Here is a 15,575-nt window from a genome sequence, read left to right on the forward strand (position 1 = left end):
ATTACTGAAGGAGCATTTTTTTACATCAGCGCTTTTCCTCCAATTATGTTTTACTTGCCAGCATCAACATCGGAAACACTCAGATTCGACCACGGCCCAAGCCACGCCGGAGCATGCAAGGAAACGAATTATATTATTAATTTTTTAAGCTCTTAGAAAATAGACACCTAACCACTTCCGGAGACTTTCAAATGGCCACCACCCAGAATCCAGCACAAGTTCCCGTCAATGCCGAAGGCGCTGGCACCAGGCTCGCGACGCCCGCAAAAAAAGCCGTCAATCCAAGAACCGGCGAGCGCAAGCAGTATGACGACGATGAACTGATAAAAGGGACCGATGCCAGTGCGACCATGCCGCCTGAAAATGTCGTCGAAGTCACGGGAAGCGCCGAGAGCGGCGATGCCGGCGCCCTGGGCGCGGCGGCTGCTGCCGCCGCTGCCGCCGCCGCCTTGGCAGCGGGTGGCGGTGGCGCCGCTGCAGGCCAGTCCGGCGGCACCGACCTCGGCACGCCGCAAAGCGATAACAACGGTGGCGCCGCAGGTGCGGCGGGCACTGGCGCGGGCGCAGCAGGCATCCCCAGCGGCAGTGTCGTGGATGTTGCCGGGGCGTCGGCTGGTGCCGGTGCTGGCGTTGGCGCTACGGGTGGTTTGGGTGGACTGGGCGTGCTGGGCGCACTCGGCGGCCTTGGCCTGGTTGCCGCCGCAGCGGGAGGTGGCGGCGGAGGCGGTGCAGCGGCCGGTGGTGCCGGCACGGGTGGCACTGGTGGCACGGGGACGGGCGGCACGGGCACTGGCGGCACGGGAACGGGAGGAACGGGCACGGGCGGTACGGGCACGGGCGGCACAGGTGGCACGGGGACGGGAGGGACGGGGGGCACAGGAGGTACGGGGGGCTCGACTGGCGGACAGGGTGGCACGGGGAATCAGTCCACCACCACCATCGTGACCGACGCAGCGGTGCTGGCCGCCGCCGCCGCCGTCGCCGCCGCCAACAATGCCCTGGCCGATGATGCAGCGGCAGCAACAGCAGCGGCCACGGCAGCAGCTTCGCTGGCAGCGGCGAATGCGGCCATCCTCGCCGACCAGCTGGCAGCGCAAGCCGCCGCCGCTGCTGCAGCAGCCTTGCTCGCCGCCAATAGCGCCAGCAGCGATGATGCGCTGGCGGCCAGCACGGCCGCCGCCGTGCCGGGCGCGCAGGCCGCTGCTGGCGCCGCCACGAACGACGACAACGCGGCAGCCACTGCGGCGGCAGCCGCCGCAGCGTCGCAAGCGGCCAGCACGTCGGCACAAAATGACGATGCGGCTGCCGTCACGGCCGCTGCCAACGCCGCCGCCGCGCACGCCGCCGCCGATGCGGCACAAACGCAAGCGGACCAGACCAACGCCCCCGCACTGCAAGCCATCGCCGATGCAGCCGACGTCGTCGCCACTGCAGCCAACACCCAGGCAGGGCTGACCGATGCGGCGGCGCTGGCTGTCGTCTCGGCCAATGATGCCGCCGCTGCCGCTGCCGCCACCGCGCTGGCCGATGCCACGGACGCCACCGCGCTGGACCTGGCGGCAACTGCCGCCGCCAATGCCGCCGTTACGGCAGGCATACAGGCCAGCCTGACCGACGCCGCCGCACTGGCCCTCATTTCAGACGCCGATGCCGCCAACGCCGCTGCAGTCGCCAGCGTGGCCGCCGCCACCGATGCTGCCGCCCTGGCCGCCGCCTCGAACGCCGCCGCCACTGCGGCAGCAAATGCGGCGACAGCGGCCAATGCCACCGATGCCACAGCACTCGGCATCGCCGCCACCGCTGCCGCGAATGCCGCCACCGCCGCCAGCACGCAAGCAGGACTGACCGACGCCGTGACGCTGACCATGGCTGCGGATGCCGCTGCCGGCGTCGCCGCCTGGGATGCCTCGATCGCCAACGCCACCGATGCTGTCGCCCTGCAGGCAGCTGCCAACGCCGCCGCCACGGCCGCGGCAAACGCGCAGACCCAGGCCAACATGACGGATGCGCCTACCCTGGGCCTGATCGCCGACGCCGCCACAGCGGCAGCGGACGCCGCGCAATTCCAGGCCGGCTTGACCGACGCGGCTGCGCTGGCCCTGATTTCCAACGCAGACGCTGCCGCTGCGGCGGCCGCCGCATTGGCCGCCAGTAGCGATGCCGCCGCGCTCGACGCCGCTGCAGCCCTTGCCGCCACGATGGCCGCCAATGCCGTCGTCACCGCCAGCCTGAGCGATGCGGCCGCCCTGCAAATTAGCGCCGATGCGGCCGCCAGCACGGCCGCCGCTGCCGCCACGCAAGCTGCATTGACGGACGCCGCCGCCCTGCAAGTGATTTCCGACAGCGACGCGGCCGCCGCGCTGGCGGCGCAAAACACCGCCAACCTGACGGACGCGGCGGCCCTTGCCGCAGCCGACGCGGCCGCCGCCAGCGATGCGGCCCATGCGCAAACAGTGGCCGACCAGACAGATGTCGTCGCCTTGCAGCAAGCGGCCGACCAGGCCGATGCCGATGCGGCCGCCGCCAATGCGCAAGCGAGCCTGCTGGACGTCAATGTCGCCCTGAATGCCTTCAATCTTGCCAACCTCGCCGCCCTGGCCGCCAACGTCACAGCCGGCCAGACCAGCGTCATCGACCTGACGGCCACCGTCAATGCCCTGCAGCTCGATGCCGACAATGCCGATATCACTGCCGGCCTGACGGATGCCACCCTCCTTGCCGGCATCTCCACCGCCGATGCGCTGACGGCGGCCGGCTTGCAAGCCACCGCCGAGCTGACCGATGCCGGAGCGCTCATCGCCGCCGCCGCGGCTGCTGTCTCGACGGCGGAAACGGCCGCCCTGCTGGGCGGAATCGATATCTCGGCCGTCAGCGCAGCTGCCGCCGCACAGGCCGCCGCCACGACTGCGGCCGCTCAGGCCGCGCTGACCGATGCCGGTGCGCTGGGCGTGATTTCCACAGCGGACGCCGCCGCTGAAGTTGCCGCGCAGACTGCTGTGACCTCGTTGACGGCCGCCAATACGCTGGCACAAAACGCGCTGGCCACGGCACAATTTATTGCCAACCAAACCGACGCCGTGGCCCTCGGCCTGGTGTCATCCGCCGCCGATGCGGCCGCAGCAGCCGCCGTGACGACGGCCGGCCAGACCGACGCCATCGCGCTGAGCCTCATTTCCACCGCCGATGGCCTGGCCGCCGCCTCCGCCGCCAGCCTGGCAGCGCTGACGGATGCCACGGCGCTGGGACTCATTTCCACGGCCGAGGCAACCGCCGCTGCCGCCTTGCAGGCGACGGCCAACCTGACGGACGCCGCCGCCCTGGGCCTGGTCGCCACGGCCGCCGCCGCCGCTGCTAATACGGCGACGAATGTTGCCAACCTGACCGACGCCGTCGCACTGGGCAGCGTCTCGGCGGCCGCCACCACTGCCGCCAATACGGCTGCCGCCACCGCCGCGCTGACCGACGCCACGGCCTTGGGCCTGGTCGCCACAGCCGATGCGGCGCTGGCCGCCACGGCGCAAACGACGGCCAACCTCACCGATGCCGTGGCATTGGGCCTGGTATCGACGGCCGCCAACGCTGCCGCCAGTGCCGCTGCCGCCACTGCCAACCTGACCGATGCCGTCGCCCTGGGCACCGTCTCGGCCGCCGCCACTGCCGCTGCCAACACGGCCGCCGCCACCGCTGCGCTTACCGATGCCGTCGCCCTGGGGCTGACGGCCACCGTCGACGCGGCCGCTGCCGCCGCCGCGCAAACTACAGCCAACCTGACGGACGCCGTCGCCCTGGGGCTGGTGGCAAGCGTCAATGCCACGGCCGCCACAGCCGCCGCCGCCGTCGCCGGCCTCACCGACGCCGTCCTGCTGGGTACCCAGCATACGCTCGACGTCACGGCCGCCACCGTCGCGGCCACCAAGGCAGCCTTGACCGATGCCGCCGCCCTCACCACCGTCGCCAACAACGATGCCGCGAATGCCGCCTCCCTGGCCGCCTATTCGGCAGCCCATCCGCTCGACCTGGTGGCGGCACTGGCGGCCACCGTCGCCACCACCACGGCCTCCTTGTCGCTCGCCGCCGCTCAATCGGCGCAAGCCGATGATGCCGCAGCTGCCTCGACGGCAGCCACGGCGGCAGCCTCCTTGACAGCCCTGAACAATGCGATCGCCGCCGACAATGCCGCCACCGCTGCGGCCACGCTGGCCCTGACTTCCCAGGCGGCAGCGACGGCAGCACAGCTGGACGATACCGCCGCAGCCACCGCAGCCGGCGTGGCTGCCACCTCGCTGGCAGCGGCCCAGGCGGCGCAGGCGGCCGACGCCGCCGCCGCGACGACGGCAGCGACGGCAGCGTCTGCCCTGGCCGCCCTGAATGCGGCCTTGCAAGCCGATGCCAATGCGGCAGCCACCGCCGCGACCGCCGTGACGGCAAGTGCCGCCACCGCCGCTGCCATCGCCGACGATCTGGCGGCAGCCACGGCGGCCACTGTCGCCAATGCCTCGCAAGCGGCCGCGCAAGCGGCGCAACTGGCAGACAATGCCGCCGCCAGCACCGCCGCCATCGCCGCCAACGCGCTGGCCGCACTCAATGCGGCGCTGGCCGACGATGCGGCGGCCGCTGCGGCCGTGCTGAACGCCACCAATGCAACAGCCGCTGCAGCCGCCGCCACCGCCGCCGACACGGCCGCTGCGGCAGCTGCCGCCACGGCTGCCATTTCAGCCGCCGCCACGCAGCACGCACAAGCCGACGATGCCGCAGCCGCAGCCGCCGCCCTTACGGCAGCGGTCTCGCTGACCGCCACCCAGGCCGCCCAGGCTGCCGATGCAGCCGTCGGCACGACTGCCGCCACGGCGGCCGCCGCCCTGGCCGCACTAAACCAGGCACTGGCCGACGATAGCGCCGCCGCCACTGCAGCGACGGTTGCGAGCAACGCGCAAGCGGCCCTGAATACCGCCACGACAACACTCAACGCGGCAATACTGGCTGCCAGCGCCTCGCTCGCTGCCACCAATGCGGCCTTGGCAGACGATGCCACGGCCGCCAGCACAGCGGCAGCTGCGGCAGCTGCCCAGGTCCTTGCCGACGCCGCCGTGCTGGCCGATGTCGGCCTGGCAGCGATCGCAACGGCGGCCAACAACGCACTCGCCGCCGCCAGCGCGGCACTGGCCGCCGACGATGCCGCCGCCAATGCCGCGCACACGGCCGCGCTCTCGGCCGCCGCCACTCTGGCAGCACAACTGGCCGATACGGCGGCCCTGAATGCCCATGCCGCGCTGACTGCGGCCATCGCCAACCTGAATGCCGCCGTCACGGCCGATACCAACGCGACGAATGCCGACAATGACAAGACCGTGAAACTGAACCTCCTGCTCACCGCCCAGGGAGCAGCCGATGACGCGGCCCAGGCCAATGCCAATGCGGCCGCTGCCCATGCGGCGCTGGCGGCGGCCCAGGCCGATGATGCAGCGGCGGCCACCGCTGCCGCGAATGCGGCGTCGGCGCATGCGGCGGCGGTCGCGGCGCAAAATGCCGATGCCGCTGCGGCAGCGGCAACGGCGCAAGCGGCCATTTCCCTGGCCGCCACCCTCAATGCCCAGGCCGACGATGCCACTGCGGCCGCTGCCGCCACGGCAGCAGCGAATGCACAACTGGCACTGGACGCGGCCCTTGCCGCCGATGCCAACGTCGCCACCACCGCTGCAGCGGCGGCAGCGGCCCAGTTGGCGGCGCAAAATGCGCACGACGCCGATGCGGCCGCCGCAGCGGCAGCGGCGGCAGCGGCCATTTCCCTGGCCGCCACGCAGGCAGCACAGGCCGATGACGCGGCGGCCGCGCTGGCGGCGGCCAATGCCGCCAATGCCCAGGCAGCGCATGACAACGCCGTCGCCGACGACCAGGCCGCCGCAGCCGCCGCAGCCGCAGCAGCGCTGGCGCAGGCGGCTGCAACGGCGGCAGCAGCCGCTGACGCCACGGCAACAGCGAGCGCCGCAGCAGCGGCAGCGGCGCTGCTCGCCGCGCAGGCGGCGCAAGCCGACGATGCGGCCGCAGACCTGGCAGCGGCGAATGCCGCTGCCGCCGCAGGTGCCCACGCGGCCGCCATCGCCGCCGACGCCCTGGCCGCCAGCACGGCGGCAACGGCGGCCACTGCGCTGGCGGCCGCCACGGCAGCGCAGAACGACGACGATGCGGCAGCGGCAGCGGCTGCACAAGCTGCCATTTCGCTGGCACAGACGCAGGCGGCACAGGCCGACGATGCGGCAGCAGCAGCAGCCACCGTCAACGCCAACAATGCGGCGGCAGCGGCGCTGGCCGCCCATGCCGCCGATGCCGCAGCACCGCTGGCGCAGGCGCAGGCAGCCGCTTCGCTGCTGGCCCTGCAGGCGGCGCAAGCCGACGATGCCGCCGCTGCCAGTGCGGCGGCAGCCGCCGCGCAGGCGCATGCCAACGCGAACGCGGCGTATGCGGATGACGCGGCAGCGGCCCAGGCGCAAGCCGATGCCCAGGCCGCCGACATCGCCCTGGCGCAAGCGAACGCCCTCGCCGCGCAAACCGACGCCAATGCCCTGGCTGCGGTGTCGAATGCGGACGCTGCCAACGCCGCCGCCGCGCAGGCGCTGGCCGACCAGACCGATGCCGTGGCACTCACGCAGGCTGCCGATGTGGCTGCGGCAGCGGCGCTGGCGGCGGCGCAGACGGCCGACCTGACCGACGCCAACGCCCTGCACCTGGCAGCCGATGCGGCCGCAGCGGCAGCCCTGCAAGCGCAGGCGCAGGCCGACCTGACGGACGCAAATTCGCTGACGCTGGCGGCGAACGCCGATGCTGCGGCGGCAGCGGCAGCCCAGGCCCAGGCCGACCTGACCGATGCAAGCCAGCTGTTCGTGCTGAGCCAGAACGCCCTGCACAATCCGCTGACGGTGGCTGACTTCAGCACCGGACTGCCTGCCGCCGGCGGCGATGTGATCGACATGTCCGCCATCGCCGACCTGACGGCATCGGTGGCCGTGGGCGTCAACCTGGGCACGGACTTTGGCGCCGACAACCTGTTCATCTTCGACGGCACGTCCGTGTCGATCGGCGCGGCGGCCAGCGCCATCGCGGCCGACAACAGCGTCTTGTCGGGACAGGGCTACATCGTCATCGCCGATGCGCAAAACAGCGGCGCCGTGACCGTGTATCACTCGAGTGACCTGAGCAACGCCAACGCCATCGACACGGCGCTGGTGCTGCTGAGTGGCGTGAACATCACGCAACTGACGGCGGCCAACTTCGTCGTCTGAAGCAGCCCCCCACGCCAGGCACTGCGCCAGGCACGGCAGCGGGAGCGCAGAGCAGCGCGCTCCCGCCACACCTTGAAATGCGTCAGGCCTAGTGCCGGAAAAATACGGGATGAGATTACGCGCTTTCCCAGCATTCTCCTCACTGCCATGCATCGCAGCCTTGCTGGCGGCCGTGGCCATGGCAGCGGCCCCCTGTTTCGCCGGCGCCCAGGGCGCCACCGCCTGGAGCTTCGACCAGGTCTTGCAGCAGGCACTGCAAAGCCATCCGTCCGTCCAGGGCAAGCGTTCGGCGCAGGCGGCCGCGCGCGCCGAACTCGATGGCGCGCAGTGGCAACGCTTCCCCAGCCTCTCGGCCGAAGTCCCCACAGGTTCCCGGGAAACGGGCGGCGTGGTGCGCATCGAGCAGCCGCTGTGGAGCGGCGGGCGCATCGACGCCGGCATCGATGCCGCCGGCAGCCGGGTCGATGCGGCCGGCGCCGCCATCGAGGAAGAACGCCTGGCCCTGTCCCTGCGCGTGATTGCCGCCTACACCGAGGCGCTGCGCCAGACGGCCCGCGTGCGCTCGGCCGGGGAAGGCTTGCTGGAGCACCAGCGCCTGCTGGACATGATCAAGCGCCGCGTGGTGCAGTCGGTCAGTTCGCAGACGGACCAGCGCCTGGCAGAATCGCGCACCTACCAGGCGGCCAACGATGTGTCGAATGCGCGCCAGGCGCTGGAAAACGCGCTGGCGCAGCTGTCGCAACTGGCCGGCAAGCCGGTGCGCCTCGTCAGCGCCACCGGCATCGGCGTGGGCGAACCCTTGCCCGACGCCAGCCTGGAACGGGTCATGCGCCAGGCCATCGATTACTCGCCCACCCTGCAGCGCCTCGATTTCGAGGCGCAGGCAGCCGATTCCGAGATCACCCTGCAGCGCTCGGCCTACATGCCGAAGGTGGTACTGCGCATGGAAAAGCCCACGGGCGGCATCAATGCCGACAACCGCACGCGCGCCATGCTGGTGCTGCAGGCGCAGCCGGGCGCCGGCCTGTCGGCCAAGGCTGGCGTGGACGCCGCCGTGGCCCGGCGCGAAGGCGCGCGCGCCGCGCACGATGCGGCCGAGCGCGAGGTGCGCGAGCGTTTCACGCTGGACTGGAACGAAGCCGAAGCGAGCCGCCAGCGCCTGGGCAATGCGGGCGAGGCCAGCACTACCTCGACGCAGGTATTCGAATCGTATGCGCGCCAGTACGTGATCGGCCGCAAGAGCTGGAACGACGTGCTCAACGCCGTGCGCGAAGCGACCCAGGCGCAGTTTTCACTGGAAGACACGCGCGCGCAGGCGATTGCCGCCAGCCTGCGCCTGGCCGCGCAGACGGGCACCCTGGCCGGACGCACGGCGCCGGCTGGCCTGGCGCGCGCGAATTGACAGCGACATGATGCAAACAGGAGACAGCGTGGATACCTCCATCAAACATGGCTTGCTGACATTGATCGAGCGGGCCGCCCGCCTGACGGGCCAGCACGTCGCTAGGGCGCGCCTGGCCGACTTGCAGCGCCAGCTCGATGACGTCGACGACAACGGCACACCCGGCGCGGTATTGACCACCATCTGGCAGGCGGCCGGGCTGGACGGCGCGGCGCGCCAGTTGCACGAGCCGACGCCGGGCGAACTGCCGTTCGCCGTGTATAGCGCCAGCACGGGCTGGGGCTTGCTGCAATCGCGCGGCGCCGATGGTGCCTGGCGCGGCGAAGGCGTCGACGGGCGCTCCTTGCAACTGCTCTCGCTGGCCGGCCTGGCTTGCGTGGGCTTGCCACGCCGCAGTGAGAAAAGCGGCACCCGCCCCGGCGCCCTGGGCCTGGTGCGCAACGCCCTGTGGCTGAAGAAAGGCGTATTTGTCGACGCCGTGCTGGCCACCGCACTGGTAACCCTGCTGACCATGGCCACCTCGCTGTTTTCCATGCAGGTGTACGACCGCGTCATCCCGAACCAGAGTTTCAGCACCCTGTGGGTGCTGGTGGTGGGCGTGGCCCTGTCGATCGGCCTGGAATTTCTCCTCAAGCAGGTGCGCAGCCGCATCGTCGACCACTCGTGCAATGACGTCGACCATGAACTGTCCGAGTGGTTTTTCCAGCGCATGCTGGGCATCCGCATGGAAGCGCGCCCGGCCTCAGTGGGCACCCTGGCGGCGCAGGTGAAAGGCTTTGAAATGGTGCGCGGCGTGCTCACCTCGACGTCGCTGTTCGTGCTGACGGACGTGCCTTTCGCCCTGATTTTCCTGGCCATGATCACCATCATCGGCGGCTGGCTCGTGGTGGTGCCGCTGGTGGCACTGCCGCTGGCCCTGGTGTGCGGCCTGATGTTCCAGCGGGCCATCCAGAACCATACGCGCAAGAACCTCAACGCCAGCAACCGCAAGGCGGGCTTGCTGGTGGAAGCCGTCGATGGCGTCGAAACGCTCAAGGGCAGCAGCGCTGAATGGATGATGCAGGCGCGCTGGGCCGACCTGGTGGCCGAGAGCAGCCACGCCGAACAGAATATCCGCGACTACGCAGCCCTGTCACAAAACATCACGGCCGCCTTCCAGCAGCTGACCAACGTGGCGCTGATCTCCATGGGCGCGTGGTTCGTGGCGGAAAACCAGATGACCATGGGCGCCCTGATGGCGTGCACCATCATCAGCAACCGCGCCCTGATGCCCATCGTGCAGCTGCCCGCCGTGATGGTGCAATGGGCGCATGCGCGCGCCTCGATCGATGGCCTGGAACAGGTCATCAGCCTGCCCAACGAGGCCGACAACGCGCAGTTCGCGCTGACGCCGCGCAGCCTCGATACGGGCGTGCGCTTCGAACGCATCCGTTTTACGTATGGCGGCGCGCAAAAGGTGGCGCTGGAAGTGGAAAACCTGGCCATCCGCCCCGGCGAACGGGTCGGCCTGGTCGGCGCCATCGGCTCGGGCAAGAGCACCTTGCTGAAACTGGCCTCGGGCCTGTACCAGCCGGCCGAAGGCAAGACCTATCTGGGCGACGTCGACATGGCCTTGCTGGCACCGGCCGTGGTGCGCGAAATGGTCGGCTACCTGCCGCAGGAAACGCGGCTGTTCAGCGGCAGCCTGCGCGACAACCTGCTGCTGGGACTGGCCGATCCGGGCGAGGAAGCGATACTGGCGGCGGCCAGGCGCACGGGCTTGATCGAGCTGATACTGGGCCAGCCACGGGGGCTGGCGCTGGCCATCACCGAGGGCGGACGCGGCGTCTCGGGCGGCCAGAGGCAACTGATCGCCGTCACGCGCCTGTTGCTGGCCAAGCCGCGCATCTGGCTGCTCGACGAACCGACGGGCGCCATGGATGCAAAAACGGAATCTCGCATCGTGGGGCTATTGGGTGAACTGGCGGCCGAAGGCGTGACCATGGTCGCCACCACGCACAAGAACGCCCTGCTGCCCCTGCTCGACCGCCTGGTGGTGCTGCAGGCGGGACGGGTGCTGCTCGACGGCCCGCGCGATGCCGTGCTGGCCAAGCTGTCGGGCAAGCCGCAGGCCGTGCCTGCGCCAGTGGCGCAAGGAGCAGTCGCATGAAACTGGCCAAGGTCGAAACGCGGGAAGAAGCGAAACGGGGCCGCCTGCTGATCTGGAGCTGCACGGCCGCGCTGGCGGGCGTGATCGCCTGGGCGTCGTGGGCGGAGCTGGACCAGGTGACGCGCGCCAACGGCCAAGTGATCGCCAGTTCGCGCAACCAGATCATCCAGGTGGCCGATGGCGGCGTGCTGGCCGAACTGCGCGTGCATGAAGGCAGCGTGGTGAAAAAGGGCGAACTGCTGGCGCGCTTCGACCGCACGCGGGCCGAAACGAGCTACCTGGAAAGCACGGCCAAGGCGGCCGGACTGAAGGCGGCCGTGGCGCGCCTGCAGGCGGAAGTATTTGGCGGCGCGCCGAAGTTCCCGCCCGAACTGCAGGCGTTTCCTGAATTTCGCGCCAACCAGCTTGCCCTGTTCAGCAAGCGCCAGGGCGCCGTGCAGGCCGAGGTGAGCTCGCTGGACAGCGCCATGAAGCTGATCAAGGAAGAACTGGACATGAATCTGCCGCTGCTGGAAACGGGCGACGTGAGCCGCGCCGAGGTGCTGAAACTGCGGCGCCAAGTGGTCGACATCCAGGCGCAGATCACCAACCGGCGCAACAAATACCTGCAGGATAGCCAGACGGACCTGGTAAAAGCCCAGGAAGACCTGGCCGGCGTGCTGCAAACGGTGACGCAGCGCAAGGAACAGCTGGGCTCGACGGACATTTACGCCCCAACCGACGGCATCGTGCGCAATGTGCGGCTCACCACCCTGGGCGGCGTGGCCAAGCCGGGCGAGGAAATCCTGCAAATCGTGCCCACGGACGATGACCTGATCATCGAGGCAAAAGTCAAACCGGCCGACATCGCCTTCATCAAGCCCGGCCTGCCGACGGCCGTGAAGCTGGACGCCTACGACTACGGCATTTACGGGCGTTTGCGCGGCACCGTCAGCTACATCAGCGCCGACACTTTAAGTGAAGACAACAAGGGCAACGAGCAGCCGTACTACCGCGTGCAGATCAAGACCAGCGGGCGCAAGCTGATGGGCAAGAACGGCGAGCCGATTCTGATCCAGCCCGGCATGACGGCCACCGTGGAAATCAACACGGGACGCAAGACGGTCTTGCGCTACCTGACGAAACCGATCACCAAGACGTTTTCAGAGTCGCTGGGGGAACGCTGACGCAGCGTGCTTTTAGCCGGCAGGCTTCAAGCGGCCAATGACGCTCGCCACCTTGGCGGTAATCATGTCGACCGCAGGGCCGTTGGCGCCATGCGGCAAAATGACATCGGCATTGCGCTTGGTCGGCTCGATGAATTGCTTGTGCATCGGGCGCACTGTTTCCAGATACTGCTCGATGACGCTTTCCACCGAACGGCCGCGTTCCGTGATATCGCGTTGCATGCGGCGGATGAAGCGCACGTCGGAAGCCGTATCGACAAAGATCTTCAGCGACATCATGTCGCGCAAGTCTTCGTCATACAAGGCAAACAGGCCTTCGATCACGATCACCGGGGCCGGCTTGACTGGAATGGTCCTGCTGGAGCGATTGTGCAGCGTGAAGTCGTACTCGGGCATCTCGATCGCCTCGCCGTTGCGCAAGGCCTGGATGTGCTGTACCAGCAATGGCCATTCGAACGCCTGCGGATGATCGTAATTTTGCTGGCGGCGAACTTCAGGGGTGAGGTGCGTCTGGTCGCAGTAGTAATCGTCCTGCATCACGACCGAGACCATGTCGGCGCCAAACGACGCCAGCACCTGCTGTGATACGGTGGACTTGCCACTGCCGCTTCCGCCAGCGACACCAATGATAAACGGTTGGAAAGAAATCTTATTCATGCCGAATGATACCGGAAACGCGAACGAACTGACAGGGAGCGGCTGAGGAGCCGGGCCTGTCAAGCGCCATGCACCAGCCGCGCATACAGCTCGGCCACCCGCTCGGCCGTGATGCCGTCGCGCTGTTCGATCGCCAGCGGATGCTCGGTCGGCTCCAGCTCGAGGAATGGGCGCACGCCATCGTCGCGCAGGTGCACGCGGGTTTTCAGATTCAGTGTGGCCGGATAGACGGGCAGCTGCGTGCTGAGCCAGCCGAAGAAGGGACCGATGTGCGCGCGCTTGGCTGCATTGAAACAGGCGTCCCACGCATCGAAGCTCTCGCCGCTAAGCGACACCCACACGCCCCAGCTGAACGGTTCTTCAACGCCATGCACGGGGATGTCGATGGTGGCGCGCACGAAGCAGTACGCTTCATCGACGATGCAAGCGTCGCTGTCGAGCTGGCAGCGCGCTTCGCGCTCGGCGGGCGCCATCTGCTCAATCAGCCACGGCGCATCGGCGCCGAAGCTGGGCATGCCCGTGTGGGTCTCGCCGCAGGAGCGGCACAGGAAGGAAAAACTCACGCGCGGATACCGCCTTACTCGAACTGCTTGCGGAACGCTTCGAACTGCGCCGCCAGGCCATCGAAATCGCTGCGCAATTGCAGCACTTCCTGTTCCAGCTGGGCCACGCGGCTGCCCTGCTGCGGCGCGCTGACGGCGCCGGCAAAACCGGCCGCCGTCTCGAACTGCGCCAGCGCTTCCTCGCCGCCCAGCAAGTGGCCGTAGCGCGGTTCCTTGGCGCCGGGGGCCACCATCAGCTTGGCCACCAGCGGCGGGTATTTGTCGATCAGGAACTGCAGGCCGGATTCGACTTCCGCCACGGACTTGAATTCATGCACGCGGCCACTGCGGCTGCGGATCTCGCCAGCCGTCTGCAAGCCGCGCAGCATCAAAATCGTCAGGATAGCCAGCTTGTCTTGTTCCAGCGACCACTTGATACGCATACGGTGCTCGTACTTGGCGACGCGCGCGCCCGCCTGCGTGATGCCGTTGACGAATTTGCGCTGCATCAGGCGCTGCAGCACGTCGTACACGGTTTCCTCGGACAGGGCCATGACCGGGTCGCGGCTGGACAACTGGTTGCAGCCGTTCGTCAGGGCATTCAAGGACAGCGGATAGCTGTCCGGCGTCAGCGCTTCTTTTTCGGCCAGCACGGCCAGCACGCGGATCTCGAAGGGGTCGAGCAGATTCGGATTGTCAGTGCTTTTTTCGCCTGCCGTCACATCAGTGTTCATGCCTATATCCTTAATCAACCAGCTTGTTCATTTTCTCGGAATCGAATTTATCACACTCAGGCACTGCCTGGCAGCAGATGCCCGCCGCCTTCAGGGTGGCGAGGATGGTTTCGATGCGCTCTTCCTGCGCCACCGCATGCGTGATCAGCCCCTGCAAGGCTTTCGACAGCGGATCGTCGCCGTTCGGCGTCACGCCATACGCGGCAAACAAATGCGCCGTGCTGCCTTCGCGCAAGGCGCTGACATCCTTTTGCACGATGTGCGCCGGGTTGCCCACGGCGGTGGCACCGGATGGCACGGGTTTCAACAGCACGGCGTTCGAGCCCACCTTGGCATACTCGCCCACGGTGAAGCTGCCCAGCACCTGTGCGCCGGCGCCGACGATGACGCCACGCTCCAGGGTCGGATGGCGCTTGGTGCCGCTGTGCAGCGAGGTGCCGCCCAGGGTCACGCCCTGGTAGATGGTGCAATCGTCGCCGACGACGGCCGTCTCGCCGATCACCACGCCGAAACCGTGGTCGATGAAGACGCGCCGACCGATGACCGCGCCCGGATGGATCTCGATGCCCGTGATGATGCGGGCGATATACGAAATGAAGCGCCCCACCCACTTCATGTGCCGCCTCCAGCACCAGTGCGCCCAGCCATGCATGACGATCGCGTGCAGGCCCGGATAGCAGGTCAGCACCTCCCAGCCATTGCGGGCGGCGGGGTCACGTTCGATGATGCTGTTGATGTCTTCGCGCAGGTGGTGGAACATAATGGAAACGGATAAGGTGGAACGCAAATGGTAGCGTATTCGGCGGCGTGCTGCCGGAGAGGCAGATAAACAACCGCCGCCTCAAGGGCGGCGGCTGATTTTTTTGGAAGCACTACAAAACGGTCAGGACGTTTTTATGCTTCCAGGGCGATGCGCTGGCGGCGGGCTTCGTACAGACAGACACCGGAAGCGACCGACACGTTCAGGCTCTCGACGGAGCCGAACATCGGGATGCTGACGAGGATGTCGCAGGTGTCGCGCGTCAAACGGCGCATGCCTTCGCCTTCGGAACCCATGACGAGGGCCGTCGGGCCCGTGAAATCGGCTTCGTACAAGCCTTTTTCGCCGTCGTCCGACGTGCCGATCAGCCAGATGCCGCGCTCTTTCAGTTCACGCATGGTACGCGCCAGGTTCGTCACGGTGATGTAAGGGACGGTTTCGGCGGCGCCGCTGGCGACCTTGGCGGCCGTGGCGTTGAGGCCCACGGCGCGGTCCTTCGGCACGATCACGGCATGTGCGCCGACGCCGTCGGCCACGCGCAGGCAGGCGCCCAGGTTATGCGGATCGGTGATGCCGTCGAGTATCAACAGCAGCGGCGGGCCATCGATGGCGTCCAGCAGCTCATCGAGATTGCGCGCCAGCGACAGCTGCGAGGCAAAGGCAATCACGCCCTGGTGGCGGCGCGTGCCGACGATCTTGTCCAGACGCGACGAGTCGACCGGCATGACGCGCACGTTGGCCGCCTTGGCGGCGGCGATCATGTCCTTCATGCGGCCGTCGACGCGGCTGGCATCGACGAAAATTTCTTCCACGGACGACGCTTCATGACGCAAACGCGAGGTGACGGCGTGGAAGCCGAAAATCATTTTATTCTTCATTTGTTATCGC

Annotated in this window: 9 protein-coding genes; 4 read left to right on the forward strand and 5 right to left on the reverse strand. The window is 68.3% G+C overall.

Annotation, left to right across the window (positions count from 1 at the left end):
* The first annotated feature begins 191 nt into the window (after positions 1–191).
* The 4 genes from K0F85_RS28715 (at position 192) to K0F85_RS11210 (ending at position 11,994) form a co-directional block, all read left to right on the forward strand.
* Complete coding sequence (locus tag K0F85_RS28715; protein WP_257572696.1) at positions 192–7,277, forward strand: hypothetical protein; 7,086 nt, start codon at positions 192–194, stop codon at positions 7,275–7,277.
* A 178-nt stretch (positions 7,278–7,455) separates the two neighbouring features.
* Positions 7,456–8,679, forward strand: coding sequence for a TolC family protein (locus tag K0F85_RS11200; RefSeq protein ID WP_219116132.1), 1,224 nt, complete (start codon positions 7,456–7,458; stop codon positions 8,677–8,679).
* 28 nt (positions 8,680–8,707) lie between these two features.
* Positions 8,708–10,828, forward strand: a complete 2,121-nt coding sequence (locus K0F85_RS11205) for an ATP-binding cassette domain-containing protein (protein WP_219116133.1) — start codon at positions 8,708–8,710, stop codon at positions 10,826–10,828.
* Positions 10,825–11,994 (forward strand): HlyD family type I secretion periplasmic adaptor subunit, encoded by a 1,170-nt coding sequence (locus K0F85_RS11210; protein ID WP_219116134.1) that lies wholly within the window; start codon positions 10,825–10,827, stop codon positions 11,992–11,994. The genes K0F85_RS11205 and K0F85_RS11210 overlap by 4 nt, the downstream gene beginning before the upstream one ends.
* A gap of 12 nt (positions 11,995–12,006) precedes the next feature.
* Here K0F85_RS11210 and udk read toward each other — a convergent pair whose 3' ends face one another.
* The 5 genes from udk to rlmB form a co-directional block, all read right to left on the reverse strand.
* Positions 12,007–12,651 (reverse strand): uridine kinase, encoded by a 645-nt coding sequence (gene udk / locus K0F85_RS11215; protein WP_219116379.1) that lies wholly within the window; start codon positions 12,649–12,651, stop codon positions 12,007–12,009.
* 59 nt (positions 12,652–12,710) lie between these two features.
* Positions 12,711–13,214 (reverse strand): DUF2199 domain-containing protein, encoded by a 504-nt coding sequence (locus K0F85_RS11220; RefSeq protein WP_219116135.1) that lies wholly within the window; start codon positions 13,212–13,214, stop codon positions 12,711–12,713.
* A 14-nt stretch (positions 13,215–13,228) separates the two neighbouring features.
* Positions 13,229–13,927 carry a YceH family protein gene (locus K0F85_RS11225; protein ID WP_219116136.1) on the reverse strand — a complete coding sequence of 233 codons (699 nt, stop codon included), beginning with the start codon at positions 13,925–13,927 and terminating at the stop codon, positions 13,229–13,231.
* 10 nt (positions 13,928–13,937) lie between these two features.
* Complete coding sequence (gene cysE / locus K0F85_RS11230) at positions 13,938–14,687, reverse strand: serine O-acetyltransferase (RefSeq protein ID WP_219116380.1); 750 nt, start codon at positions 14,685–14,687, stop codon at positions 13,938–13,940.
* Positions 14,688–14,821: 134 nt separating this feature from the next.
* Positions 14,822–15,565, reverse strand: a complete 744-nt coding sequence (gene rlmB, locus K0F85_RS11235; protein WP_034756912.1) for a 23S rRNA (guanosine(2251)-2'-O)-methyltransferase RlmB — start codon at positions 15,563–15,565, stop codon at positions 14,822–14,824.
* Positions 15,566–15,575 lie beyond the last annotated feature (10 nt).

It is taken from the genome of Janthinobacterium sp. UMAB-56 (assembly GCF_900095265.1).
Taxonomy (GTDB): domain Bacteria; phylum Pseudomonadota; class Gammaproteobacteria; order Burkholderiales; family Burkholderiaceae_D; genus Janthinobacterium.

Bases quoted from the DNA above. Each gene is read 5' to 3' on its own strand.
- udk (WP_219116379.1), bottom strand. From the start codon at position 12,651: ATGAATAAGATTTCTTTCCAACCGTTTATCATTGGTGTCGCTGGCGGA.
- cysE (WP_219116380.1), bottom strand. From the start codon at position 14,687: ATGTTCCACCACCTGCGCGAAGACATCAACAGCATCATCGAACGTGAC.
- rlmB (WP_034756912.1), bottom strand. From the start codon at position 15,565: ATGAAGAATAAAATGATTTTCGGCTTCCACGCCGTCACCTCGCGTTTG.
- K0F85_RS28715 (WP_257572696.1), top strand. From the start codon at position 192: ATGGCCACCACCCAGAATCCAGCACAAGTTCCCGTCAATGCCGAAGGC.
- K0F85_RS11210 (WP_219116134.1), top strand. From the start codon at position 10,825: ATGAAACTGGCCAAGGTCGAAACGCGGGAAGAAGCGAAACGGGGCCGC.
- K0F85_RS11225 (WP_219116136.1), bottom strand. From the start codon at position 13,927: ATGAACACTGATGTGACGGCAGGCGAAAAAAGCACTGACAATCCGAAT.
- K0F85_RS11200 (WP_219116132.1), top strand. From the start codon at position 7,456: ATGGCAGCGGCCCCCTGTTTCGCCGGCGCCCAGGGCGCCACCGCCTGG.